Source organism: Shewanella sp. SR1, assembly GCF_020447145.1.
Classification (GTDB): Bacteria; Pseudomonadota; Gammaproteobacteria; order Enterobacterales; family Shewanellaceae; genus Shewanella; species Shewanella baltica.
Map to the genome: position 1 here is coordinate 1 of NZ_JAJAEF010000012.1, position 26491 is coordinate 26491.

The following is a 26491-nucleotide window of genomic DNA, read 5'->3' on the forward strand; positions in this document are numbered from 1 at the left end:
GCGGGCGAGTGCTTCTGAGAGTTGCATAAAAAAATCCGATGACATGAGGTCATCGGATTTTGATCTTTTCAGCGAGATCGTCAAGCGATCTGTCTTAACTGATCGGCATTACGCTAATGCGGGTTTTTTTATGCTTAAAATAGATGCAATTTTCATTTTTTAATCGTCAATGCTAATATTGCGCAGATTTTCAGGGGAAAAAACTAACCCATATTAATATGTGCTTATCCAGCTTCGCTGGAAGAACAGATATTTATAGGGATTGGATTTAACGGAACAGGAATGGATAAACATGAAAAAAGTACTGACCGCAGCGATATTAATGACTGCACCTTTTATGGCGACTGCAGGGGCCGATTTTGTAAAAGGCGACAAGACATTCGCTGGTGAAGCTGAGTTAGGTGCCACCTTAACCACAGGTAACACTGAAACCTCATCATTTAAGGGACGTTTAAATCTTAAGCATGAGCTTGGCGATTGGGAAAATCAGTACTTACTAGAAGGTTTATACAAAGAAGATACCGGTTCTGTCACCGCGAAACGCTATTTAGCGGGTGCACAGGGTAACTACATGATGACAGACCGTAGCTACCTATTTGCGAATGCCAGTTATGAAGTCGACCCGTTTACCGGTTATGACTACACCCTATCTGGCGCAGCGGGTTATGGTCATAGACTGTATGACACCAGCAAGACCTTTTTAGATGTTGAAGTGGGTCCGGGTTATATTTACCAACGTCTCGATACTGAGCAAGCGCTTATCGAAGGTTATGACACCAACGACAGCGTTGTTGCCCACGGTGTGATCAACTTTGAAACTGAAATCACTGAGACCTCTAAATTCCAACAGCGTTTCGTTGCCGATTACGGTGACAAGTTAGATGCCCGTTCTGAAACCTCATTAACGGCAAATATTATCGGCGCATTGGCGATGAAGTTTGCCATTATTGTGCGTTATAACAGCGAGCCGCTGGATGATAAGAAAAGCACAGATACTGAAACCAATATGACCTTGTTATATGCTTTCTAATGCTGTGACACTGATTTAAAACAAAAAAGCACCTTCGAGGTGCTTTTTTATTGGCTGTTTTTAGACTAAGTTGAATATACGTTAAGCTTTTCTTTATTAGCAACCGCTGTAGTTATACAAAAATTAATGTTTTAAATGCCTTTGGTTATAGGGTAATGCATAGAAAGTTGCGTTTTATCAACATTTGCTATGCCGAAGCTATGGTAATTTTCGACTAATTTCCTACGTAGAGATGAACTTTAATGAAATTACAGCGGTTGTTTAAAGGCAGTGGAATGGCGTTGTGGAGTCTATTCTGCGTTGCAATATTGAGCGGATTCTCACCTGCAGCATGGGCGATGACAGAAGGGGCAGATCGGCTTAATTTAACCGCCGCGAGCGTGGGTTATGTTGCTGTCTGTGTGTTTGTGCTGGCTTATATACTTGTGATGGCTGAGGAGACATTACATTTACGCAAGTCGAAACCTGTGCTCGTTGCGGCAGGGATCATCTGGGGCATGATAGGTTTTGTCTATATGCAAAACGGCATGTCCGAAGTGTCGGAAGCGGCATTCAAGCAAAACTTGCTCGAATACGCCGAGCTATTGCTCTTCTTGCTGGTGGCGATGACCTATATCAATGCCATGGAAGAACGTAATCTGTTCGATGCGATCCGCGGCTGGCTAGTGGGCCGTGGTTTTAGCCTGCGAACTGTGTTTTGGTTAACGGGCTTTATGGCGTTTTTCATATCGCCCGTGGCCGATAACTTAACCACTGCTTTACTGATGTGCGCTGTGGTGATGAAGGTTGGGGCAGGGCAACGCAAGTTTATAACCCTTGCCTGTATCAACATTGTCGTAGCGGCCAACGCGGGTGGCGCGTTCAGCCCCTTTGGTGACATCACGACCTTAATGGTATGGCAAAAGGGCCTAGTGCACTTTGGCGATTTCTTTAATCTGTTCATTCCCGCCCTCGTTAACTTTGCCTTACCCGCCGCCATTATGAGTGTGTTTATCCCGCATTTTGTGCCTGAGCCTGAAAAAGAGCATGTGTACACTAAGCCTGGTGCTAAGCGTATTGTAGGGCTGTTTTTACTTACCATTGCTACGGCAGTGTGTGCCCATTCCTTCTTAGGTATGCCGCCTGTACTGGGCATGATGACGGGATTAGGCTTCCTGCAATTCTTTGGATTTTACCTGCGTAAAACCTTCAATCGTTCCGTTGCCCGCGAACGTGAAAAGGCGGAATTAAGACAAGACAAATTACGCCTGCAGCAACTTGGTAGTGTGGTGCCATTTGATGTGTTCAGTCGCATTTCCCGTGCCGAGTGGGATACTTTGCTGTTCTTTTATGGCGTGGTGTTATGTGTCGGCGGCCTAGGTTTTATGGGATATTTGAGCTTAGTGTCTGAGGCCATGTACTCGCACTGGGATGTCACCTATGCCAACGTTGCTGTGGGTTTACTCTCGTCAGTGATTGATAATATTCCTGTGATGTTTGCGGTATTGACCATGAATCCCGATATGGCATTGGGACAGTGGTTATTGGTTACCCTGACAGCGGGTGTGGGCGGCAGTTTGCTCTCGATTGGCAGTGCGGCAGGAGTTGCCCTGATGGGGCAAGCACGCGGCATTTACACCTTTGGGGCACATCTACGGTGGACACCTGTGATTGCCTTAGGTTATGTGGCGAGCATTTTAGTGCACATGTGGTTAAACGCCGCAATGTTCTAACACTGCGTTAGCTTGATTATCGTTTATCGAGACAGGCTTGCGGCTTGTCTCACGAAAATTAACTATTTGCTGGCTTGGGTTAGCAAGATCACATTAATCATTGGTTGGCTTGCATAGACTTAACTCCGTGTTTTTATGGAGTTGAGTTAATGTGTATGCAATTGGGAGACTGCAGGTTTGATCGAGAACGAGGCATGCTGATTGACTTGTCTCGCGATGAATCTTGGCATCTTTCTCGGGCCGAGTTACAAGTGCTCACGTTATTGCTTGAACACCAAGGTCAGTTAGTTTCAAAGCACATGCTAAAAACGGGGGATGGACAAGGTCCGCCATTAACCGATGCCTCTGTGTCCCGCGCCATATCCACGCTCCGCTCCTTTCTTGGCCCTCAGCACGAGGGCTTGATCGAAACCGTTAAAGGCCAAGGTTATTTGTTGCGGCCATCAAACGGCAGCGAATATCGAGGCGTCAATTACCTCAGACTACACACTGTGCCTTTGTGGAGTGCCTTAGTGTTATTCGGGGTGATGTTGGCGTTTTCGGTGTTTTATCTGAAACACACAGATCACAGCAAGCCGACCCAAGCCTTGATGACGTCGATACTGTCGTTAGCCTCAGGTCAGCAAGTGCGCTTGAACTTATATGCCGACTCCAGTGCGAGTAACACCTTACTGTTCGAAATGGGCGAGCGCTTAAGTGCGGGCCTCATTGCCTGTGGCAGGAGCGATTGGGCGGATGTTTATGCGTCTTTATCCCATGACAAACAAGTGCTTAATATGACGTTTCGCGGTGAAAAACTCGACCAGTCAGTGCTCCGCAATATTAGTATCAGCGATTTTTCTCGCCCCAAAGCATTCATCGACTCTGCCTGGCTACGCGAGGTGGATATCTGTGGCTAAATGGCTCAAGTGGACCATTAACATTGTTATTTTGTCGGCCTTGATTGCGGCTTGCGGGGTGATTTATAAACAGTCGGCAACGAGCCGGACCATGATGTTGAGTTGCAGTTCAGAACTGTTTGATCGCCACTCGAGTACGAATCCAAGTGTCAGCGCCAGCGTTGGTATTGCCAGCAGTGACAATAAATTTTACCTGCTTGTGGACGTATTGATTGCCGCCGACAAAGCGCAAATCAACTACCGTTACTTTAATTTTGATGGCACCAGTGCGGGCCATATTTCGATGCGTGGTAAGGTCGACAGCATTGAGGCCAATAGCATGACCTATAGGGTTGCAGTGGAGACGAAAACTGAATCGGAAATGGAAAAGCAAAAAAATTGGCCAGAACATATGAAATACCTTTCTAACATCAGCAGTTTACCGTTTCGCGATTCTGGGGTGAATAATTTCAGTATTGAAGTGTTAGATATGGATGACACTAAGGATTATGCCGTGGTGTTATTCCAACCCAGCAATACGATTTGTGGATGCCGAATCGTAAATAGTCGAATTTAATCAGTGAATTTGAGTTTATTTCAGTTAAGATTAGTGCTCATTGATTTATGTCTACTGCGATGAGTCTCTGTGATGGCTCATGAAAAGGGTGTTGTGTCTAAGATACGTGTAAAGCAAGAAGAATCCCTGTCGATTAAGTTCAGCCACCAGATGGAAAAGGGCGATAATCGTCAACTTGATCTCTATTTCTTTTTACCAAAGGAAATGGGCATAGGCTCGCACACGCTCAATGAAGAAGAGTACTACTACAGCGCGATTGTCGGCCGTCGTTCTTACTATTCAGAAGGCTTACACTTACCTTTGGTACAGGGACGCTTTGCCAGTTTAAATCGCCGCACCGTTGAAGAATTCAGATTGTACTTGAATCTGTTCGCCTATCAGTTTGCCGTTGCAGTCGAAAACGACGTTAAAGAACTCAATCAAATCACAGATGTAACCCATTTTTATTTTGCCCTCGACGAATTACGCGAACAAGTTGGCCAGTTGCTGAAAAAGTTTCGCCGTAACGAACCGGGCGATCCTAAATGGAAATCCTACTTCGAAAATGCCGACAACTACCTGTCTTGGTTCTGCGAGCAGCAGTTACTAAAAGTGCTCGCCCATGCTACACGTACCAGTGATTTCAACGATATCCAAGAACGGGTGCTAACACTGTGTCGCAATGAGTGCGCCTATCGGGATGAGCATAACTACAACTCGGCGCAGACTAAGCAAGATCCTAACCGCATCTCAAACAAGATGTTGTTGTTACGACGTTTAATCCAACAAGGTGTGGTACTCAAAGAAGAGTTAAAGCCCTTAGGGATTGGCCTTAAAAAGTTCACGACGGGACTGGCGACGGCGTTAGTGATGTTGGTGGTGTCGGCGTTGATTATTCAAGCGCAGGGCGCCTTCAGCGGCTTTACCATTGCCTTAGTGCTGACCTTGGCGGTGATTTACGGCTTCAGGGAAATCTTTAAGGATGACGTGCGTAATGCCATGTGGCGTTTTATTCAGCGGGGCAGGCCACGCTGGAGCCGGATTTTGCGCGATACTACCAGCCAGGCGGTGATCGCTAAGCAGTTGGTATGGCTTGAGTTTATGCGCCAGCAAGATCTGCCCGATAAAGTCAGCGAAATTTTAAAGCACAGGCATAGCCAAAATAAGGTCGATGCGGAAATCCTGCACTATAAAATTGCCACTAAGGTGAATCAGAGCGAGTTCCAAGCGGGATACTCCACCATTCAAGAGCAAGTGAACTTTAGCTTAGTGCCCTTTGCCCGCTACTTAGAGCGGGGTAAGGCGAAGATTTATAAGGAAGTTGAAGGCAAAATCAGTCACGAATCGGTTGAGCGGCGTTATCAAGTTAACTTGATTTTAGTGCTGCGCGATGGCCGCGAAGCCCCGCAGTATATTCGCTACAAAATCACCATGAACCGCTCGACGATTATTGAAATTACCCAGAGCCAATTGCCCGATTCGGTCAACATGCCCGAATCTACGATTGATGACGAGTAAAGGCCTGACCGATATTTTGATCGTTATTCTGTTTCGCCCGTTTTAGGGCGACTTCGGCATTATTCAGATACTGCTCAAGTGTCTGGCCTTCTTGATAACCCGCAATACCGATACTGATCCCTTCACCTAAGCCATTGCCATTGAGCTTTTCCATCATATTGAGGGCAAAGTTGTGCGCATGGGTCGCATCTGTGTCAGGTAACATCACAATCAGTTTCCCGAGTTGCCAATGCAAAATCTGATAATTGGCAGGAATTTCAAGCAGTAATTGAACTTCGACTTCCTGCTGGCGGTTTGCCAGTTGGTCGATGTCACTCATGTGGCTCAGCAAACCTTCGGGGTTGATATCCATTAGCAGTAGGCTTGAACTCAAGCGGCTTGGCGGCGGCAGCGAGTTAAAGTAACGCTCTAAATCAACTAAGCTCAGCAGAATCGTGCTGCGATGGGGCACAAGGCTGCGTTTCTCTGTGCCTCGGCCGCGTTCGGCGGCTTGTTCTAAGGTACAGACGATATAATCAATCTCACCATCGGCGGCCACATGGCCCTTCAAGGTGGCCTGTAAACAATTGGAGTGCGCCTGTTTAGGTGAGCACAGAATTTGCCCCTGCCACTGACCTTGCATGGCAATTTGAGCGTTAATTCTTTGCCATTGATTACCTAAATCGTTGGCGAGCAGCGAGGCTAAATCTTGATTTAAATCGCCATTGAGTTGCATTAGCGCATCAAATACGGGGTTGATTTTAATCAGTTTACCATTGGCATCTGTCAGCGCTGTTGCCACTGTGCTATCGCATAAAAGCTCACTGAGAAATGCTTGTTCTTTACTGCTGACTAATTCACTGATGTCTTCAAGGGTGATTAATAGATGTGGTGAACCTCGGCTTGCCCTCGGCGCTTGGCGGATATGCACCCGCAGCGTGGGGCCATTGATACTTTCTAGGCTGATTTCACCAGACCATTGACCGGTTTTATGCACTTGCTCCATCAGCTCGGCATAGGTTCTGTCATCGAGGCATAAGGTGCGTTGTAGGCTGCGGTCTGTGAGTTCATCGAGTGGCACTAAGGTCGCTTCTGCCGCTTTGGTGTTGGCGCTGATCACTCTGGCGTTTTCGTTGACCATCATAAAGCCGATATCACTGTTAAATAAGCCATTGGCAACATCGATACTGTATTGGCGTGAACGCTGTTGTAAACGATACATGTGGCTGAGCAGCACAACCCAAGCGGCGAGTACGGTTAAGATCAGCGATGCCACTATGACAATGTTTTGCCACTGGGAAAAACGTGCGGCTATGTCGGAGTTACGCACATAGGAGAGTAAAAAGTATTCTCTGCGGGTTTCTGGCTGGGCAGTAAGCTCGATCTTAAGGTAAACAAAGGTGGCTTCTTCACCGTGGAACTGGCCAAAATTACTCATGGACATATCACGCCACAGAGCAGGATAACTTTGTCTTAAACTTGCCCCTAAGGTTTCCGGCATATTGCTTAACGGGGCGAGATCGCTCGCGCCAGCATAGAGTAATCCCTGCGTGTCGAGTACTAACATAGGCGATTTGTTACTCGAAAAAGCCGGCTTTATGGCTTCGAGCATTTGCACCATAGAGTTGTATGTCACCAGATAACCCATAGAACTCTGATCGGGCTTTTCGAGCCACGCCATTTGATACATATAGGGTTCTAGCATGCCTTCAATCGGAACAAACTCCAGTGGAGAGGTGTAAACCTCTTTACCGCCCATGTTACGACTCGCGCCAAGCAAGGTTGGCGGTAAGGCATCTTTACTGAAATTGGAAGGAGTAGAGAACTTATAATTGCCTTGGGGATCGTACAGCGCAATGCCAAGCAGTTCAGGAATATGCTTCACTAGATCTAGCCAGGCTTCCTGTAATTTGAGTTGTTGCTTGGCGGTAGGATTGCTCAAGTACTGCTTTAGCAGCTCACCATTGGCAAAAATTTGGGTGCGAAATTGCTGGAAAGACACTTTATCTGTGATCAGTGTGCCTATGGTTTGCAGTTCACTGTATCTCTGCGTCGCCCATTCTTCCTGTAGACGTCGCTCACCTAAGGTAATGATTAAATTGGTTAAAATGATCATGCCAATCACCAGCATAGAGAGCTGGCTTGCAACGGCTAATAAGCGTTGATGCGACCAATGGATCCCTTGAGTTAAAGAGAGCAGCGGCGCTAGGGGATACGTGCTTGGGTTATTCTTCAGCATGAACCGATTATGAGTGGGTGATCTGTTAATTTCGCTATGTTAACACGAAAGAATTGTTACGACAGTGCCAAGTTACTAAGCAAGATTTCCTTAGTAAAAGTTAAGACAGATTTACATCTCTACTCATTCGCTCAGTGGCGAGTTATTGCGGCTCAGTGCTTCAGTCGATTTTGGCCGTATTGGAATGGTGTTTAGCCTAAAGCGCCTAATACACGATGCTTAAATTCACAGCCGTAGGACTCCACTTGTTCACGGCAAATATCAATATCGACGCCCGCTAATCCTTCGATGGCAGAGACTTGTACCGTTTCAATATAGTGTGGCGCCAAGGCGATAAAGGCATGCACGGCGGCGTAGGAACCGGCGAGTTTTGGGCGGCAATGTTCAATATAGGCGGCTTCATTATCCGCATTGAGTGAAATCGATAAGCTATCAACGCAGTCGGCAAGCTCTGGCAGAATATTGCGTCTATGGACCAGATTGCCTAAACCATCGGTATTAATCCGGACTCGTCCGCCCCTGCGTTTGATCTCTTTTGCCACAGTGAGTAGGGTTGGAAGATTTAAAGTAGGCTCGCCATAACCGCAAAACACGTATTCTTCAAAGTCTTTAACATCGCCAAGCAGGGGGATAATTTCCTCGGGCTTAGGTTGGTGGCACAGGGCAAGTTGGTATTCGTGGATTTGTTTACTGCCATTATGTTTCGGGCAGAAAGCGCAGCGCAGGGTGCAGCGACCAGTGATATTGAGGTAACGACTGCGGCGAATATCATAGACTAGCGTTTCGGTTGCACAGGTTTCATTTGTGCAAACTTCATCTGTGATGTGACCGTTCGCTAGGGTTTCAGTAGTGACAACGTGCGGGTTATCAAGGTGTTGCTTATGCAGATGCTCAGACATAATGATGGCTTCATTCTAACGATAACTGACGACTTGAGCACAGTGTAGCGAAAGCCCGATGGCATAACTGTCAGCTAGATCGCAACTTGAAAGCGCAAACTCACTCGCACCTTAGTGAACATGACTACGGTGCTGGGGTGGAATTGAATGAACACAGGCAATAAAAAAGAGAGCCTAAGCTCTCTTTTTAAGGTCCAAGATATTGATTAACTGTCTATCGCTAACTGCCTGTCGCTAACTGCCTATCGCTAACTGTCTGTCGTTAACAGCCTATAAATAGTCTTTCTTATAGTCAGTCGTGACAGCTTGCTCAAAATCCGGATGCTTAACGTCTTCATCATTGGTTTTTTTAGGCTGCCACCACCAGTTGAAGAAGCGGCTGCTAGAGCGGCTAACATCGTCGAGTATGATGTACAGCAGCGGCACTAAGATCAGCGTCACTACAGTCGAGAACAGGATACCGAAGGCGAGGGACGTCGCCATAGGGATCACAATTTGCGCCTGCAAACTGCGCTCGAGAATAATAGGCACTAAGCCGACAAAGGTAGTGAGTGACGTTAAGATGATCGCCCTAAAGCGATAACAGCCCGAATCCACTGCCGCCTGTCTAACCGATTGACCTTGCTCCCGCGCACGGTTAACAAAGTCCACCAAAATCAAAGAGTCGTTTACCACCACACCCGCGAGTGCCACTATGCCGCAGAGACTTAACACGCTCATCGCGAGTCCCTGAATCAAGTGACCGAACAGGGCGCCGATAATCCCGAAGGGGATCACCGACATGATGATCAACGGCTGACTGTAGGATTTTAGCGGGATTGCCATCAGTGCATAAATGGTAAACAGCGCAAAGAAGAAACCTTGCATCAAACCGACCATAGCATTCTGTTCATCCAAACTGCCGCCATCCAGCGCGGTTTGGATTTTAGGATACTTGGCCTGTAATTGTGGCAGGTAATCTTTTTGGATTTCCTGTACCACTTTTGAAGGTTCGACTATGTTTTTGTTGGCATTTGCCGTGATGGTGATCGCCCGCTTACCGTCAACACGGGTAATTGAGGCGTAGGATTCGCCTTTCTCAATTTGTGCCACGGTCGAGAAGGGAACCGAGGTGCCCGTTGGCGTGCGGATTAGCATGTTTTCCAGGTAACCCACAGTGCGGCGCTGCTCTAATGGATAGCGCACCATTACCTTGATTTCTTCTTTATTACGTAAAATACGTTGGGCTTCATAACCATAGAAACCGTAACGCACTTGACGGGCTAAATCGGAAAGGGTTAGGCCAAGGGCTTCCGCCTCTGGACGTATCTTCAGGCGAATTTCATGGCTACCCGAGGAAAAGTTGTCGGCAATATCGTACACGCCTTCATAGCTGGCGAGTTTTTGCTTCAACTCTTTAGAGGCAGCGGACAGTTCATCGAGATCGCTTGAGGTCAACCTGAAGGAAATATCGCCACCGGCATCGTTAGTGCTCGCGTTAAAGCTGAGTTTTTTGACCGATAGAAGCTCGGGCAACTGTTCACGCCATGCGGCAGCAATCGTCACACCATCGACTTCGCGGTCTTCGCCTTTCGTCAGTTCGGCAAAAATAAAGGCAGAGGTGCGGGAGCTCATATTGATAAAGCTGTGTTTCACCACTTGATAGCCGTTATCTTTCTCCATTTTGTCGTTCATCTTGTACAGGGCTTCTTCTATGCTCTGCACCACTTTCAAAGTGTTCTCTTCCGAGCTGCCTTCGTCCATCTCAAGCTGAACTTGAATAAAGTCCGATGGAATATCTGGGAAGAATACCCAACGCACTTTGCCACTGGCGACTAAGGCAATGGAGAGGATCAACACACCGATAAAGGCCGCGACCACGTTGTATCTTTGCTTGATACAGCGCTCGAGGAAGTTACGATAACTGTGGTGAATAAAGTGCTGCACTCTGTCGTTAAAGTTGGCTTTGAGGCGACCAAAGAATCCCCTTGGCGCACCGGGCTTTTTAAACTTCATGTGCGCTAAATGCGCCGGCAGGATGAACTTAGATTCGACCAGCGAGAAGGCCAAACAGAGGATGACTACCATGCCGATGGATTTCCAGATAATCCCCATAGGGCCAGAAACCATCAACATGGGAATAAAGGCCGCAATCGTGGTTAATACCCCGAAGGTCGCGGGCATTGCCACTTTTTGCGCGCCGCGGATCACATTGTCAACCGAATGACCGTGGCGTTCGACTTCTGTGTAGGCGCTCTCGCCGATGACAATCGCATCGTCCACCACTATCCCGAGCACTAAGATAAAGGCGAACAGGGTTAACATGTTGATCGTCATCGAGAAAGGTTCGAGCGGCATGATCAGCATAGTGCCGAGGAAGCACACCGGCAGACCCATCATGACCCAAAACGCCAACTTAAGATCGAGGAACATAGCTAGGATGATAAACACCAGCAAGGCACCGTAAAACATGTTCGACATCATCATGTTTAAGCGGCCCTTGAGGTAGTGAGTCATATCACCCCAAGTATCGAGTTGCGCGTTGGCAGGAAGCGTCGCGCGGCGATCCTCGACGTATTGTTTTACTTGAGCGGCAATGTCTAAGGCATTTTGATCATCAACACTGGTGACTTCGATAATCGCGGCTGGTTTACCGTTAAAGCGGGTGTATTCCAACCGTTCCTCAAAGTCATCTTTGATAGTCGCCACTTGCGGCAACATCACCCGGCTACCGTCGGGGCGAGTGGTGACGACGATATTGGCAAAGTCATCACCCGTGTAGGCTTGGCCTTTGGTGCGCAGCAGGATGTCGCCATCTTGGGCGCGAATCGAACCGCCGGGTAAGTCAAAAGAAGAGTTTTGCACCGCTAACGCGACCTGTGTAAATGTTAGGCCGTATTCGCGTAGTTTATCTTCTGATACTTCGATGGCGATTTCATAATCGCGCACCCCAGTCACCTTGGCACGGGTCACGGCTGGCAGTTGGGTTAAATCGTCACGCACCGACTTAGCCAACTCCTTCATATCGTGCAGTGTCATATCGCCATAGACAGACACCCAAATGACGTTATTTTCAGGTTTAATCTGATAGATATTGGGTTTTTCGATGTTCACTGGGAAGGTCGAAATCGCATCTAATCTCAGTTTGGCTTCATCGAGCACGGTTTGCACTTCGTAACCGTCTTCGACTTCAACCGTAATCGAGCCTACCCCTTCGCTCGCCACTGACGTGACCTTCTTGATACCGTTGATATCTTGGATGGCTTCTTCAATCTTGATGTTGATGCCTTCTTCGATTTCCTGTGGCGCCGCGCCCGGATAGGCGACGGAAATATTCAGTAAATTGAGTTCGAAAGAAGGAAAAACCTCTTTATTGATCAAGACAGTGCTGAACAAACCGCCGACGAGTAATGCCCACATTAACAGGTTCGCGGCCACACTGTTGCGGGCGAACCAGGCTAAGATCCCTTTTTGAGTGTCCATTATTTCACCCCAGTGGCCGCAAGACTCGACTCAGGCGTGTCTTCTTTTGGCGTCTCAGTCGGCAATGCCGCTTCACCTAAGACCTTGACCAGTTGACCGTTTGCCATGCTGTTGAAGTGAGTGGTGGCGACGCGCTCGCCCGTTTTTAGACTGTCCTTGATATACACATTGTCGAGATCGCTACGAACGATATTCACATGGCGCATTTCAACAATATTTTTGTCGTTAACTAAGGCGACGTGATCGTTACGAACCACATGGCGGGGCAGTTTAACTATGCCATCGACGGTGCGACCTTTGATGACCGCATTGACGAAGCTGCCATATTTAAGCGGTAAGCTGCCGGCAACTTTATTGGCGCGCAGGTAAGGGTCTTTGATTTCAGCGACTAAATAAACCATGCGATTTTCAGCATCGATCACGCCTTCGCTGCGGATAATATTGCCATCCCAAGTATTTTCTTTACCCGCCAAAGAGGCGCTCAGCGTCACTTGAGTATCGGGATTATCGACCGACTCTAGATAGGCTAGATCGTCATTGGAAATCGGTAAGCGGATTTCAGCAACACTAGTGTCGTAGAGTTCTCCTAGATTTGTACCTAAGCTAACATACTGACCTAAATCGACATTACGCGCTTTGATTATGCCATCGAACGGCGCGCGGATAACCGTGCGCTCAAGGTTACGTTGGGCACGCGCCAGTGCTGCTTGCGCATATTTAACGTTGGCTTGCTCTTTTTTAAGCTGTGGAATACGCAGACCTAACTCTGGGGGTAGGCCTTTGTCGTAGCCTTTGAATTCGATTTTTGCGACTTCACCGCGGGCAATTTCTTCGTTCAGTGCAGCGGTGGCTTGGGCCAGTGTCGCTTCGGCTTGCATTAAATCAGCCTCGTAATCTGAGGGCTCGATCTGCGCGAGTTGTTCGCCTTTCTTAACTATGCCGCCCGCAACAAAATTAGGGGAAATGGTCAGCATTCTGCCCTGAACTTCGGTTACCAGTTGGGTTTTATATTTTGGATTAACCACACCGTAGGAAGGTAAGTTTAGCGATACCGTTTGCTGAGTCACTTGCGTCACATCAACGATAGGAATCGGCATCTCTTCAGGTTTTTGTTCTGGCGCTTCCTTGGTTTGCATTAATATTTTTGCGCCTAAGCCAAATAGCAGCAAAATTAATAAAGGAGATGTTCTCCTCAGTAGAGTCTTCATCATATTATTGTTACATCCATGCTAATCGCGTAATGGGGTTAAAGTAGCAGAGTCGGCCGCGCCAATAAATTTATTTTTGTAAATTAAATGTGTCTAAAAGTGATGGTTTGACACATATGCTCACTAGGTACCGATGTTTTGGCGAAAATTAGAGCAGGTAAATGATGGAAGGTTCACTTAGGTGATTGGAATATATTGAAATAAAAATGAATACATTTGTGAGTTTGTAGATCTAAATTGGCCGTATTTCATGTTCTATATTTTGTGATTAGCTTTTACTCGTCAGTTGATTTATTGCATTGAGTTAAATTTAGGTAATAAAAAAGCCGCATATAGCGGCTTTAGTTGGATCATTTCAAGCAGAGGTTACTTCTTCTTGCGGGCGATTTTACTCGCTTTCTTTGCCGCTTCTTTCTTGCTGGTTTTCTTCGCTGCTTCTTTCGCTTTCACTTTGGCTTTTTTCTTACCCGGTGTCCGCGCTTCTTTGTTCTTTGGACGCAGCTCTTCGATCACGCGGCGTTTCAACGGTTGCTCGATATAACGCTCGATTTTACCGACGATACGCATATCGTGAGCTTCGGCCAACGAAATCGCAGTACCTTTTGCGCCAGCGCGGCCAGTACGACCGATACGGTGAATGTAGGTATCGGCAGAGCGTGGCATGTCGAAGTTGATCACATGGGTGATATCGTCGATATCGATACCGCGTGCAGCCACATCGGTTGCCAGCAAGACGTTCACTTCACCTTTGGTAAAGCGGCTCAAAGCTTGGAAACGTTTTTTCTGTTCCATATCGCCACGCATGAAGGCGCAGGCAATACCGACTTTAAGTAACTGGCCTTCTAAGCTAGAAACGATGTCGCGGGTTTTTACGAACACGATAGTTCGTTTAACATCTTCTTGGCGCAGCAGATGACATAGCAGGGCAAATTTATGCTCTTTATCATCGGCTAAGTGGATCCATTGGTGGATCTTGGCTTTTTCACTGCGAGGTGCTTCAACATCGATTTCAATCGGATCGTTCAATACTTCACGGGCAAAACGTTGAACACCGCCGCCTTCTAAGGTGGCAGAGAACAACATGTTCTGTTTGCGGCCTTGGGCTTCGATAGCAATCGCTTGCACCACAGAAGAGAAGCCCATGTCTAGCATGCGGTCGGCTTCGTCGATAATTAAGATATCGACTTCTTGGGCGTTGAAATTGCCTTTGTCTAAATATTCCATCAGGCGGCCAGGGGTCGCGACCAGAATATCGACGTTGCCTGCTAAGGCTTCTTCCTGCGGTCCGTAAGGCACACCACCGGTCACGATCGCTATGTCTAAACCTTGGCCTGTGGCTAAGTGACACGCATAACGGTGGATTTGGCTGGCTAACTCACGGGTTGGCGTGAGGATCAGGATACGTGCTTGCCCAGCAAAACGGCGGGGGAAGTCGATTAAATGTTGCAACGATGGCAGTAAAAAGCTCGCTGTTTTACCTGTTCCTGTCGGGGCGCGCGCGAGAATATCTCTTTGCTCTAGGGCATAAGGGATAGTTTCTTGCTGAATAGTGGTGGGTGAATGATGCCCCATGGCATTAAGCGACTCTAATAAGCTAGGGTCAAGCTGGAAATCTTCAAATTGCATGCGCAGCGTCTCGACGGATAATAGCGAAGCATTATAAAGGTTATAGCGGTTAACTTAAATAACTTATCTAGATCTCCGGTGTTTATCTTCTTAGTCGGTAAAGTTTTATGGTAATAGGCATAAGTTAATTACTTTAAGCTCAATGTATTAGCATTTAATTTTGGGGGAATTGGCCCCTTCGTTACCTTTGCCAAACTTAGCGGCCTTTACTTAACGTGTCAGGGCTGGGCTCGGTATCAGTATTTAAGGTAAAAATCTCGGATCAATTGCACCATGGTTTGGGTGTATTGGCCTGAAAGTTCACGAATAGTGATATCACTGATCTTAGGGGCAATTTGAGGGTGAGTCTTGTGTGCGAGTACGCAGAGTACTCGATTGGCGCTTTTTCCTACAATACTGATAAGGTTAGTCATTTCAATCAGACTGAGCTGTGAGTGCGCCAAAATCTCATTTAAACGCGGCATGCTTTGCATTGGTAATATGAGACTTGCGTTTCCTTGCGGTGCTAGGCACACATGAATGGCATCGAGTAGCGCGGTAAAACTTAAGCTATCTGTGTGACGGGCCATAGCGCGCTGGGATTGTATCGCTTGTGTGCCTTGCTCAAAATAGGGCGGATTACAAATGATGTGATCAAAATACTCTTGATACTCAATCTGTTGGCAAAAGTCTTGGATGCTGCTGTTGACTAAGGTGAGTCGATTCGCCCACGGACTATTGTGGAAGTTATGCTGGCAAGCCTCGGCTGCACTTGTGTCTAACTCGACACTGGTAATGTGTGCTTGGCTGCGCTGCGCTGCCATTAAACTGAGTAAGCCGCTGCCAGCACCAATATCTAAAACGGTTTTTGCTGCGGTCAGTTGAGCCCACGCGCCTAGGACGACACTGTCTGTGCCTACGGCCATGCCGCAATTCATATCATCGATATGAAATTGTTTAAAAGTGAATGCCATGGAGAGTTAATTTTTGCCGTTCTAAGGTGGTTAGGCCCAATATTGGGCGGGCAGTATTCTAATTCTAGCCCTTGTTTTTAGCCAATGCTTTTAAACAGAAGATGTTGCCCTAGATGTATGAATTTGTGTTGGCATAAGATTTTATTTTTTAAGGCGCAATACAGATTTTACTTAATTAACGCTTTATTTTATTGCCTTAGAAACCTTTTCTTAGCAGTTAATTAGCATTATTTCGCTTTTTTTATCCTAATGGTCTTGTTGTCTTGTATTAGCACTTTAAGTCTGGTATTAGTTTCGCCCCCATTTTTAATCACTTTTATGATTAACGGATAGGTAAACGAGTTTAGTGGTGAATTAGTAGTCAGCGCTGCTGCACAAAAGTTCGTCATAGATTATAAACTCGACAGATATCGAACATATTTACCACGGAATTGTGTAAACAAAGATTTGCACTCCGGATGGGCTTTGTTTTAGCTATGGCTAATCGACACATAATCACTTAAGTTTGTAAAAAAACAATAAGACAAGATGGGGCTTCCAGTGCAAGACAATCAGATGAGTATCGCAGATACATTGGGCTTAGGTTTTATGACCTTCGCATTCTTTTTAGGGGCAGGTAACCTAATTTTTCCACCGTTCGCGGGAATGTTAGCGGGCGGTAATATGCCCCTCGCCATGTTGGGTTTTTTGATTACCGCCGTAGGTTTACCTTTAGTTGGACTGATTGCTGTCGCTAAGGCTCAAGGTAAGGTTATGGCTATGCTGCCAGTATTTGCAGCAACGACATTGGCTATCGCGATTTATATCATTATCGGCCCTGCATTTGCTGCGCCGCGTACCGGTTTAGTGGCTTACGAGATTGGCGCTAAGCCCTTTATCGATGACACCACGGCCACATTTTTACTGGGCAGTTTAGAACTGAACCTGTCGCAACTGCTATACACCATGTGTTTCTTCACTGTCACTATGTTATTGGCGCTTTTCCCTGGCAAGCTGCTCGATAGCGTAGGTAAAGTATTAACGCCTATTTTATTGATCTTGTTGGTTGGATTGGCTGCATCTGTGATGTTTTTACCCGCATCCGAAGTGGGCCAAGCCGTGGGCGATTATCAAAACCATCCGCTGACCAAAGGTATTTTGGAAGGCTACAACACTATGGATACGTTAGCGTCCTTGATGTTTGGTATGCTGATTATCGATATCCTGCGCAAAAAGGGGATTGATCAACCGAGTGCTCAAACTAAATATCTGATCCGCGCCGCCTTTATCGCTGCCGCTGGTTTAGCCTTTGTGTATGTGTCGCTGTTCTTTTTAGGTGCGACCGCAGGCGATATCGCTATCGGTGCTAAAAATGGCGGCGAGATCTTAACGAACTATGTGACCCGTGAATTTGGTGATTTAGGCTCTGTCTTACTGTCATCGGTTGTGACTTTAGCTTGTTTAACCACAGCGGTAGGCCTTGTAAGTGCATGTTCTGAGTTCTTCAATGAGCTGATGCCTAAGCTGTCTTACCGTTTCCTGGTGATCTTCTTAAGCGTGATTTGTGCCGTGATCGCTAACGTGGGCCTTACGCAGCTTATCGCCATCAGTATTCCTGTGTTGATGACGATTTATCCTGTGGCAATCGCTTTAGTGGTCATCACTTTCTTGACTGCTTATTTTGCAAATCCGCAGTTTGCGCACCGTGCAGTATTGAGCGTGGCACTGTTTTTCGGCATCTTCGATGGCCTTAAAGTGGCGGCGAGCAGTTTGACTGGCGCTGATGGTCAAGCGGTGAATGGCTTAGCGCAGGGCTTTATCCATGTCGTGGATGTGATGTCTCCCGTGTTATCTAAGCTGCCACTCTATGAAGAAGGCATGGCTTGGTTACTGCCAACGATTGCAACCATAGTACTGTGTTTAGTGTTTGGTCGTGGTCGTGATCAAACGGCTGCTGCTTAAGCCTTGTACTCGCATTTTTACGCGGGACTCAGTTAAGCTGATGTAGGCTTAAATGTAGTTAAGTTAATATCAACGGCGTATCATTTGATGACGCCGTTTTTTTATGGAGTTTTTGTGCCTAAGACATATCAGCCCGATCCGCTCATTGATGTTTTTCTTGATGATCTCTGGTCGAGCAAGGGACTGAGTGACAACACCTTATCGGCCTATCGCACCGATCTGCGCCATTTTGATCGTTATCAAGGTCAGCAAGGGGTAACGCTGCTTGCGGTTTCTCAGGCGGATGTCAGAGCGTATTTAGCCTTTAGAGTTGAGCAGGATTTTGCACGCACCAGTAGCGCTCGGCTGCTCAGCAGTTTACGGCGTTTCTATACCTATTTAGTGCAGACCAAGCAGATTTTAGCCGATCCTATGGCCCTAGTTGAGTCGCCTAAATTAACCCGCCATTTACCCGATTCATTGAGTGAATCACAGGTCGATCGCTTGTTGTCTGAGCCCAATGTGGAAGATGCGGTCGAATGTCGTGACAAAGCCATGCTAGAGCTGTTGTATGCGACAGGCTTGAGGGTGAGCGAGCTCGTTGGCTTGACTATGGAGCAGATGAGCCTGCGCCAAGGTTTAGTGCGCATTGTGGGTAAGGGTGGTAAAGAGCGTCTCGTGCCGCTGGGTGAATTAGCGATTACAGAGGTTGAGAACTACATGAAGTTTGCGCGGCAAGAGTTGCTTGGCAATAAACAATCCGATGTGGTGTTTCCGTCAAAACGCGGGCAGATGATGACGCGGCAAACCTTTTGGCATCGGATTAAGCTGTATGCCCTGCGTGCTGGGATTGAAACCGCATTATCACCGCACACATTACGCCATGCTTTTGCTACCCATTTGCTCAATCACGGTGCCGATCTGCGGGTGGTGCAATTGCTGTTAGGCCATAGCGACCTGTCGACCACGCAGATTTATACCCATGTGGCGCGGGCAAGGTTGCAGGAATTGCATCAACAGCATCATCCAAGAGGCTGAAAAAGGATTTAGTTACAGCATAAATTTGCTTTCCGCTCGGCTTGTCTGTAACTTTTTGCCACCATACGGGGTCTATTAAGTATATCGCGTTTGAACGACCCCAAAATCTCCTCGTCGAGACCCAATTTATAGGATGTCCCATGAAGTTAACCCGAGCATTATCTTTAATTTTTGCCCTTGTTGTAGCTCCTCTTGCTCACGCCGCAACAGCGACCTCGCCAGATACCGCTGCTATTAAGCAAAAACTGACTGAGATGTTGGATGTTGAAGTCATTTCTATGCAGGATTCGCCGATTGAGGGTTTGTATCAAGCCATGACCAACCGCGGCGTGCTCTATATTAGTCGTGATGGTTCAAAACTGTTCCACGGCAGTTTGTATGACCTAGATAAAGGCATGAAAAACCTAACGGAAGCGGCATTAGCTGGCCCACGTTTAGAAATGATGAAGCCGCTTGAAGACCATATGTTGGTTTACAAAGCCAAAAATGAAAAACACGTGGTCACTGTATTTACCGACGTCAGCTGTGGTTATTGCCGTAAATTGCACAGCCAAATGGCCGATTACAACAAGCTTGGCATTACCGTGCGTTACTTAGCCTTCCCGCGTGCGGGCGTGCCGTCAGCCAACGCCGACGAAATGCAAGCTATCTGGTGCGCTAAAGATCCATTAAAAGCCATGACAGACGCTAAAGCTGGCCAAAAAGTATCTGCCGCCACCTGTGATGCAAAAATTGCTGAGCAATATGCCTTAGGCACCACCTTTGGTGTGAATGGTACGCCTGCAATCGTGTTAGAAGATGGCAATATGATCCCAGGTTATCAGCCCCCTGCGGACTTATTACGCACCTTAGAAGCGCGTCAGTAACAGTCAAAATAATCAAATTTATCCCACGAAAGGTGAGCTTAAGGCTCACCTTTTTGTTATCTTATCGCCACGATTTCATGAGAGTTTGAGTCCCTTGATCCATAAGATAGTCCGTCGCCCAACGGTTGATGATAGCCATTTACCTGCTCATCTTTCGCCGCTATTGAAGCAGCTTTACGCTCGCCGCGGTGCGCTCACCCACGAATGCGAACTTGTCCTCAAGGGTCTATTAAGACCTGAAACCATGAAAGGCCTGCCCGAAGCTGCGGCGCTTATTGCCGATGCCATGCAGGCGAAAAAGTCGATTTTGATCGTCGGTGATTTTGATGCCGATGGCGCGACCTCAACCAGCGTGTGTATGCTGGCGCTACGGATGATGGGCGCAGTTAAAGTGGACTATTTGATCCCCAATCGCTTCGATTACGGCTACGGCTTAAGCCCTGAAATTGTTGCGGTTGCGGCGTCTAAACAGGCTGAAATGCTGATCACTGTCGATAACGGTATTTCATCGATTGATGGCGTTGCTGCGGCCAAAGCCTTTGGTATGCAAGTGGTGATTACTGACCATCATTTACCCGGACACGAGTTGCCTGCTGCCGATGCGATAGTGAATCCGAATCAACCCGATTGCCCATTCGCGAGTAAATCGATTGCCGGTGTCGGTGTCGCCTTTTATTTGATGACAGCATTAAGGGCTGAACTGCGAACGCGAAACTGGTATCAAACGCGCGGTATTGCTGAGCCCAATTTAGGGACGCTGCTCGATATCGTTGCCCTCGGCACAGTCGCCGATGTGGTGTCACTCGATGCCAATAATCGCATTTTAGTTGAAGCGGGTTTGCAGCGCGTGCGAGCGGGCCGCTGCCGTGTGGGGATTACCGCACTGCTTGAAGTGGCGAAGCGAAATCCGGCGCGTATTGTTGCATCTGATTTTGGTTTTGCCGTGGGCCCAAGGCTTAATGCCGCAGGCCGGCTCGATGAAATGGCGCTTGGGGTCGAAACCTTACTCTGTGATGACATGATGTACGCGCGGCGTATGGCGGCCGAGCTCGATGGGTTAAACCAAGAGCGTCGTGAGCTGGAAGTCGGCATGCAGCAGGAAGCCTTAAAAAGCCTTGAGCACTTAAAGCTCAACGAAGACGAGTTACCTTGGGGTATCGCGCTATTTCAAGAAGATTGGCACCAAGGCGTCATTGGTATTTTGGCCTCGCGCATTAAAGACAAATACCACAGACCCGTGATCGCCTTTGCCGATGCCGGCAATGGTCAAATTAAAGGCTCGGCGCGTTCAATCAAAGGCTTGCATATGCGCGACCTACTCGAGCTGGTCAACACGCGCCACCCAGGACTGATTATCAAATTTGGCGGCCATGCGATGGCGGCGGGCTTATCACTCAAAGCTGGCAGTTTTGCTACGTTTGCCAAAGCCTATGATGATGCGGTGCGTGAACTGCTCAAACCTGAACTATTAACTGGCGAGCTTTGGTCTGATGGTGAACTCACTCCAACGGAACTGAATCTTGAGATGGCCCAGTTATTGCGAAATGCCGGGCCTTGGGGGCAAGCCTTTGAAGAGCCATTGTTTGATGGCAATTTTACGATAGTGCAGCAACGCCTCGTCGGCGAGCGCCATCTTAAACTTGTACTCGAAACCCAGTGCGGCACTGTGATGCTCGATGCGATTGCTTTTAATGTGGATTTGCACACTTGGCCCGATGCGACCATTCGCCATGCCCGTATTGTTTATAAGCTTGATGTGAATGAGTATCGCGGTAATTTCTCGCTGCAACTCATGGTTGAGCAAATCGAAGCCATGTAGTTGCTGTAATGGATAACGTGGTTATAGCCTAGATATTGAATGCCAAATGCTGCACTTAATTGGGGATAAAAAGGGAGTTGAGTCATGCCGACATATAGTGTGAGTTGTGATCAAGCAGAAATGGATTTTGAGGTTATTCATGGTTTTATCAGTAACAGCTATTGGGCGCAGGGCATGCCAAAGGCATTGTTGCGTAAAGCGCTAGCCAATAGCCTGTGTTTTGCTGTGCTTGATGGTGAAGCTAAACAAGTGGCCTTTGGCCGCTTAATCACAGATAAAGCCACCTTTGCTTACCTTGCCGATGTGTTTGTACTTGAGTCGCACCGTGGCTTAGGCTTAAGTAAGTTAATGATGACATCAATTATGGAACATCCTGATTTACAGGGATTAAGGCGCATAATGTTCGCCACCCGCGATGCCCATGGACTCTACGCCCAGTTTGGCTTTAACGCAGTCGATACGCCTGAAACCTTAATGCAAATTCGTTTAGAAAATCCCTATCAACAGCTTCGTTAACGTAAACAAAATAGCCAGCGAATGCTGGCTATTTTATAGGTGTTAACTGTGATGCCGGTTAACTCGTTAAGCTGCTTTGGTTTCGGCGATTTCTTCATCGCTATGGCGAATTAAGTAATCAAATGCGCCCAGTGATGCACTCGCACCGCTGCCCATGGCGATGATAATTTGCTTAAACGGCGTGTCAGTGACATCGCCTGCCGCAAATACTCCAGGGATGGATGTTTGACCGCGGGTATCAACAACGATTTCCCCACGTGGCGTCAGTTCAACCACACCTTTTAGCCACTCGGTATTCGGTACTAGCCCAATCTGTACGAAGATACCTGCAAGTGCGACATGGTGACTCTCGCCTGTTGCTCTGTCTGTGTAGTTCAGGCCATTAACCCGAGTGCCATCGCCAGTCACTTCTGTGGTCATGGCTTGGGTAATGATTTTAATGTTACCCATAGACGCCGCTTTACGTTGTAGCACATCGTCGGCGCGTAGGGTTTTATCAAACTCCAGCACAGTAACATGTTCTACTATGTTGGCGAGATCGATAGCTGCTTCGATACCTGAGTTACCGCCGCCAATCACCGCCACACGTTTGCCTTTAAATAACGGGCCATCGCAATGTGGGCAGTAAGCGACACCTTTGCCACGGTATTCTTTCTCGCCGGGGACGTTCATTTCACGCCAGCGTGCCCCTGTGGCTAACAATACGGTACGGCTACGTAATTTAGCGCCGCTTGCCAGTTCAAGCTCGAACAAGCCATCTGTGCCTAAAGAAACTGCCTTTTGGTTGTCCATGATGTCGACTTCGTAGTCTCGTACATGGGCCTCAAGGTTTGCCACTAGCTTGGGACCTTCGGTCGCTTTGACCGAAATAAAGTTCTCGATACCAACGGTTTCAGCCACTTGGCCGCCAAACTTATCGGCAACAATACCAGTGCGAAGGCCTTTACGTGCTGCATAAATAGCTGCCGCTGCGCCGGCTGGGCCGCCGCCCACCACTAAGACTTCGAATGGCGCTTTTTCATTAATTTCATCGGCCTTGCGGCTTGCGGCATTGGTATCCAATTTATTGAGGATCTCGCCAATGCTGATACGACCGGCTGCAAACACTTCGCCATTTAAGTAGACAGAAGGCACGGCCATAATGTTACGGCTCGCCACTTCGTCTTGGAACAGGGCGCCGTCGATCATCACGTTGGTGATATTCGGGTTAATCGCCGCCATCATGTTCAGTGCCTGTACTACGTCTGGGCAGTTTTGGCAGGTCAGTGAGACGTAAGTTTCAAAGGCATATTTGCCTGGCAGATTGCGGATCTGCTCGATAATGTCATCGCTGAGTTTGATTGGGTGTCCACCCGTGTGCAGTAAGGCCAACACAAGTGAGGTAAATTCGTGACCCATAGGCAGACCCGCAAAGCTGATTTGCGTATTAAGCTCTGGGTTAATCACTGTCATCGCCGGGGTGCGTTCGCCCTGAGTTTCTTTCAGGCTCACCAGAGAAGATAGGCTGACAATGTCTTGCGCTAAGCTTTTTAATTCTTGAGACTTTTTGCTCTCATCTGCAGACACGACAAGTTCAACTGGTCTCTTGAGGTTTTGCAGATAGGTTTGCAGTTGATTTTTTAAATTCGCATCTAACATGTGATGACTCCAAAATCGCGTAAAAGGGAGAGGTAAGGGGGCCAGTCTAGGCCCTTGCAGGGGCGGGCTTAATCCTTTGCTGCGTGGCGCTACAACTGTGTTGGCTGTAACGCCAATCAGCTTGGGACGCTAGACTGGCGGGGTTGACGCTTTGGGCTAAATTAGATTTTGCCAACTAGGTCTAAAGACGGTGCTAATGTGTCGTCACCTGGCTGCCATTTAGCTGGGCAAACTTCGCCATCGTGAGTTGCAACATATTGAGCAGCTTGAATTTTACGAACAAGCTCTTGAGCGCTACGGCCGATGCCTAAATCGTGAACTTCGCTGACCTTGATTTGGCCTTCTGGGTTAATCACGAAAGTACCACGCAGTGCTAAACCGTCTTCTTCAATCATCACGCCGAAGTTACGGCTGATAGTACCTGTTGGGTCAGCCAGCATTGGGAAGTTGATCTTCTTGATGGTGTCTGACGTGTCATGCCACGCTTTGTGAGTGAAATGAGTGTCAGTTGATACTGAGTAAACTTCAACGCCCATGCCTTTCAGCTGCTCGTAGTAATCCGCCATGTCGCCTAATTCAGTTGGGCAAACAAAGGTGAAGTCAGCAGGGTAGAAGAATACAACTGACCATTTACCTAACAGGTCTTGTTCCGTTACTGGAACGAACTCACCATTGTGATACGCAGTGGCTTTGAATGGTTTGATTGTGCTGTTGATAATTGATTGAGTCATTTTATGCTTCCATTTAGTTGATGATTGCTTAAGTTCATAACGAGGACATTTGCTTGCGTCCTGTCGATGTGAAGCATATTACCGACTCGCATAAAATTAAGATAACGGATAAAAACTATTATCCTAATCGGTTTAGTCGAATGCTGGTGCAGTTAGGTAGGACTCAATCGGTTTTTCCACAGCAGCTGGGCTTTGGTGTGCTTGGGATTGGGTCTGGATTGTATGCGATGACCTTTCAGTGGATCGGTTGAGCTAAATTTCAGGCATAAAAAAGGGATATCAATGATATCCCTTAGAATATAAAATCAATTAAAACAATATTCTAGAGAGCCTAGAACCTAGTTTTTCTTAGGCTGAGTTAACCAAGTGCTGAGCAAACGCACGCCGTAACCTGTGGCGCCCGCAGGCACAACGGCGGTATCGGTGGCGGTTAAGGCGTTGCCCGCGATATCGAGATGTGCCCAAGGCTGTTCGCCCGCAAAGCGTTTTAAGAACATGGCCGCAGAGGAAGCGCCCGCGCTACCTTCTTTACCGGTGTTTTTCAGATCCGCGATAGTGGATTTAAGCTCATCATCGTAGGCTTGATCTAAGGGTAAACGCCACACTTTCTCGCCAACCTGTTGTCCCGCATAGGTTAACTGCTGAACCAAGGTCTCAGAGTCGGTAAACAATCCCGCATATACGCTGCCGAGTGCGCCGACTTTAGAACCCGTTAAGGTCGCGACATCCACTATGATGGAAGGCTTATAGTTTTCTCTGGCATACCAGAGACCATCGGCCAGTACTAAGCGACCTTCGGCATCGGTATTGAGCACTTCAACGGTGAGCCCTTGGGCAGTTTTAATCACGTCCCCTGGGATCATCGCGTGGCCAGAGATCATGTTCTCCGCCATCGGCATAATCGCGACTACGTTGACTGGCGCCTTTTGGAGTGCCATGGCTTTAATGGTGCCAAGCACAGTGGCAGCGCCCGCCATGTCTGACTTCATCCGTGCGATAGAAGTGCCCGTCGCCTTAATGTTGTAACCGCCAGAGTCGAAGGTGATACCTTTACCGACCAGTGCGATTGGCGCATCTTTGCTGCCCGGCCAATGGGCAACCACTAACTTAGGTGGGCGTTCGCTGCCTTTACCCACTGCCGCCAAGGCACCTAGTTGTAGGCGTTCGATATCTTTGGCTTCTAATACTGTGACTTTAACGCCGAGGGATTTGAGTTTTCTCGCCTCATTGGCAAAGCTGTCTGGATACATAATACCCGCGGGCGCGTTGGTGAGATCGCGTGCTAAAAACACGCCTGCTTCAACCGCTTGCAGGTTTTTATGGTGTTTCTGGTTGCCACTTAAATCATCGACGGCGATTTGGTAGTTTTTCTCGGCATGGGTACTCGCCTTGAACTGAGTGTAGCGATAACTGCGTAGCTCAATTCCGTGGGCCAGCTCAGAGGCAAATAACGGCGCGGCCGTTAAACCTTGAGTGAGTACGCGCACTGTGGCTTGGGGAACCGTATCGAGTTTGGCTGCAACATTACCGCCGATTGTATTAATGTCGCCGGGCGTTAGGGTTTTAGCATCGCCAATGCCGACCAGTAAAACTCGCTTAGCATCGATTTCGCTGGGTACCAAAATCTCAAGGATTTCACCTTGCTTACCGGAAAAGCTGTTATCTGCCGTCGCTAGGTTTAATTGGTCTTGGGTCGACTGAGGTAAATAGTCGATCCCATAGGTAGTAGCATCAGCGCTTTGGAATAGCACTAATGTATCTGAATTCAGTGAGCTACGAGTGTCAAAACTAAAAATCTCGGCGTTAGCATTGAGAGAGTTAAGGCACGCCAGAGCCATAACGCTTAACATAAATTTGTGCTTATTTTTCATGGTGACAGCTCATATCATAGGAGTGTGAGAAG

Annotated in this window: 19 protein-coding genes; 10 read left to right on the plus strand and 9 right to left on the minus strand. The window is 47.7% G+C overall.

Annotation, left to right across the window (positions count from 1 at the left end):
• Positions 1–292: 292 nt before the first annotated feature.
• From KV201_RS12705 to KV201_RS12725, 5 genes are all read left to right on the plus strand, one after another.
• Positions 293–1030, plus strand: coding sequence for a YdiY family protein (locus KV201_RS12705; protein WP_006080338.1), 738 nt, complete (start codon positions 293–295; stop codon positions 1028–1030).
• A 242-nt stretch (positions 1031–1272) separates the two neighbouring features.
• A complete protein-coding gene (gene nhaD, locus KV201_RS12710; RefSeq protein WP_226059532.1) occupies positions 1273–2742 on the plus strand; it encodes a sodium:proton antiporter NhaD in 1470 nt (489 codons plus the stop codon).
• A gap of 149 nt (positions 2743–2891) precedes the next feature.
• Positions 2892–3641, plus strand: a complete 750-nt coding sequence (locus tag KV201_RS12715) for a helix-turn-helix domain-containing protein (RefSeq protein ID WP_319000219.1) — start codon at positions 2892–2894, stop codon at positions 3639–3641.
• Entirely contained in the window at positions 3634–4197 is a 564-nt protein-coding gene (locus tag KV201_RS12720) for a hypothetical protein (RefSeq protein ID WP_012090101.1), read from the plus strand. The genes KV201_RS12715 and KV201_RS12720 overlap by 8 nt, the downstream gene beginning before the upstream one ends.
• A gap of 93 nt (positions 4198–4290) precedes the next feature.
• Entirely contained in the window at positions 4291–5694 is a 1404-nt protein-coding gene (locus KV201_RS12725) for a hypothetical protein (RefSeq protein ID WP_012090100.1), read from the plus strand.
• On the opposite strand, the gene KV201_RS12730 is transcribed toward KV201_RS12725, so the two are convergent.
• The 6 genes from KV201_RS12730 to KV201_RS12755 form a co-directional block, all read right to left on the minus strand.
• Positions 5675–7912, minus strand: coding sequence for a PAS domain-containing protein (locus KV201_RS12730; protein WP_226059534.1), 2238 nt, complete (start codon positions 7910–7912; stop codon positions 5675–5677). The genes KV201_RS12725 and KV201_RS12730 overlap by 20 nt on opposite strands.
• Before the next feature lie 191 nt (positions 7913–8103).
• Complete coding sequence (locus KV201_RS12735; protein ID WP_071938513.1) at positions 8104–8811, minus strand: TatD family nuclease-associated radical SAM protein; 708 nt, start codon at positions 8809–8811, stop codon at positions 8104–8106.
• 270 nt (positions 8812–9081) lie between these two features.
• Positions 9082–12273, minus strand: coding sequence for an efflux RND transporter permease subunit (locus tag KV201_RS12740; protein ID WP_115333962.1), 3192 nt, complete (start codon positions 12271–12273; stop codon positions 9082–9084).
• Positions 12273–13484, minus strand: a complete 1212-nt coding sequence (locus KV201_RS12745; RefSeq protein WP_107948970.1) for an efflux RND transporter periplasmic adaptor subunit — start codon at positions 13482–13484, stop codon at positions 12273–12275. Before KV201_RS12745 ends, KV201_RS12740 begins: the two co-directional genes overlap by 1 nt.
• A gap of 363 nt (positions 13485–13847) precedes the next feature.
• Positions 13848–15107: an ATP-dependent RNA helicase SrmB gene (gene srmB, locus KV201_RS12750; protein ID WP_006080348.1), complete on the minus strand. Its 1260-nt coding sequence runs from the start codon at positions 15105–15107 to the stop codon at positions 13848–13850.
• Between the two features lie 236 nt (positions 15108–15343).
• Entirely contained in the window at positions 15344–16060 is a 717-nt protein-coding gene (locus KV201_RS12755) for a tRNA1(Val) (adenine(37)-N6)-methyltransferase (RefSeq protein WP_226059535.1), read from the minus strand.
• A gap of 528 nt (positions 16061–16588) precedes the next feature.
• Between KV201_RS12755 and brnQ the strand changes: the two genes are divergently transcribed.
• The 5 genes from brnQ to KV201_RS12780 all read left to right on the plus strand — a co-directional run bounded on the left by brnQ (position 16589) and on the right by KV201_RS12780 (position 22219).
• Positions 16589–18001, plus strand: coding sequence for a branched-chain amino acid transport system II carrier protein (gene brnQ / locus KV201_RS12760; RefSeq protein ID WP_006084009.1), 1413 nt, complete (start codon positions 16589–16591; stop codon positions 17999–18001).
• Between the two features lie 114 nt (positions 18002–18115).
• A complete protein-coding gene (gene xerD, locus KV201_RS12765; protein WP_012588466.1) occupies positions 18116–19018 on the plus strand; it encodes a site-specific tyrosine recombinase XerD in 903 nt (300 codons plus the stop codon).
• Positions 19019–19158: 140 nt separating this feature from the next.
• Positions 19159–19884, plus strand: a complete 726-nt coding sequence (dsbC, locus tag KV201_RS12770) for a bifunctional protein-disulfide isomerase/oxidoreductase DsbC (protein WP_226059536.1) — start codon at positions 19159–19161, stop codon at positions 19882–19884.
• Positions 19885–19978: 94 nt separating this feature from the next.
• Positions 19979–21703, plus strand: coding sequence for a single-stranded-DNA-specific exonuclease RecJ (gene recJ, locus KV201_RS12775; RefSeq protein ID WP_226059537.1), 1725 nt, complete (start codon positions 19979–19981; stop codon positions 21701–21703).
• A gap of 84 nt (positions 21704–21787) precedes the next feature.
• On the plus strand, positions 21788–22219 hold the full coding sequence (locus KV201_RS12780) for a GNAT family N-acetyltransferase (protein ID WP_226059538.1): 432 nt from the start codon (positions 21788–21790) through the stop codon (positions 22217–22219).
• Between the two features lie 66 nt (positions 22220–22285).
• Here KV201_RS12780 and ahpF read toward each other — a convergent pair whose 3' ends face one another.
• The 3 genes from ahpF to KV201_RS12795 all read right to left on the minus strand — a co-directional run bounded on the left by ahpF (position 22286) and on the right by KV201_RS12795 (position 26459).
• Positions 22286–23857 carry an alkyl hydroperoxide reductase subunit F gene (ahpF, locus tag KV201_RS12785; RefSeq protein WP_226059539.1) on the minus strand — a complete coding sequence of 524 codons (1572 nt, stop codon included), beginning with the start codon at positions 23855–23857 and terminating at the stop codon, positions 22286–22288.
• Positions 23858–24018: 161 nt separating this feature from the next.
• Positions 24019–24588 (minus strand): alkyl hydroperoxide reductase subunit C, encoded by a 570-nt coding sequence (gene ahpC / locus KV201_RS12790; RefSeq protein WP_006080359.1) that lies wholly within the window; start codon positions 24586–24588, stop codon positions 24019–24021.
• 338 nt (positions 24589–24926) lie between these two features.
• On the minus strand, positions 24927–26459 hold the full coding sequence (locus tag KV201_RS12795; protein WP_226059540.1) for a leucyl aminopeptidase: 1533 nt from the start codon (positions 26457–26459) through the stop codon (positions 24927–24929).
• Positions 26460–26491: the final 32 nt, after the last annotated feature.

Excerpts from the sequence above, each read along its gene's own strand:
- KV201_RS12705 (WP_006080338.1), top strand. The coding sequence starts at position 293 with ATGAAAAAAGTACTGACCGCAGCGATATTAATGACTGCACCTTTTATG.
- nhaD (WP_226059532.1), top strand. The coding sequence starts at position 1,273 with ATGAAATTACAGCGGTTGTTTAAAGGCAGTGGAATGGCGTTGTGGAGT.
- KV201_RS12715 (WP_319000219.1), top strand. The coding sequence starts at position 2,892 with ATGTGTATGCAATTGGGAGACTGCAGGTTTGATCGAGAACGAGGCATG.
- KV201_RS12730 (WP_226059534.1), bottom strand. The coding sequence starts at position 7,912 with ATGCTGAAGAATAACCCAAGCACGTATCCCCTAGCGCCGCTGCTCTCT.
- KV201_RS12735 (WP_071938513.1), bottom strand. The coding sequence starts at position 8,811 with ATGTCTGAGCATCTGCATAAGCAACACCTTGATAACCCGCACGTTGTC.
- KV201_RS12740 (WP_115333962.1), bottom strand. The coding sequence starts at position 12,273 with ATGGACACTCAAAAAGGGATCTTAGCCTGGTTCGCCCGCAACAGTGTG.
- KV201_RS12745 (WP_107948970.1), bottom strand. The coding sequence starts at position 13,484 with ATGATGAAGACTCTACTGAGGAGAACATCTCCTTTATTAATTTTGCTG.
- srmB (WP_006080348.1), bottom strand. The coding sequence starts at position 15,107 with ATGCAATTTGAAGATTTCCAGCTTGACCCTAGCTTATTAGAGTCGCTT.
- KV201_RS12755 (WP_226059535.1), bottom strand. The coding sequence starts at position 16,060 with ATGGCATTCACTTTTAAACAATTTCATATCGATGATATGAATTGCGGC.
- brnQ (WP_006084009.1), top strand. The coding sequence starts at position 16,589 with ATGGGGCTTCCAGTGCAAGACAATCAGATGAGTATCGCAGATACATTG.
- dsbC (WP_226059536.1), top strand. The coding sequence starts at position 19,159 with ATGAAGTTAACCCGAGCATTATCTTTAATTTTTGCCCTTGTTGTAGCT.
- KV201_RS12780 (WP_226059538.1), top strand. The coding sequence starts at position 21,788 with ATGCCGACATATAGTGTGAGTTGTGATCAAGCAGAAATGGATTTTGAG.
- ahpF (WP_226059539.1), bottom strand. The coding sequence starts at position 23,857 with ATGTTAGATGCGAATTTAAAAAATCAACTGCAAACCTATCTGCAAAAC.
- ahpC (WP_006080359.1), bottom strand. The coding sequence starts at position 24,588 with ATGACTCAATCAATTATCAACAGCACAATCAAACCATTCAAAGCCACT.
- KV201_RS12795 (WP_226059540.1), bottom strand. The coding sequence starts at position 26,459 with ATGAAAAATAAGCACAAATTTATGTTAAGCGTTATGGCTCTGGCGTGC.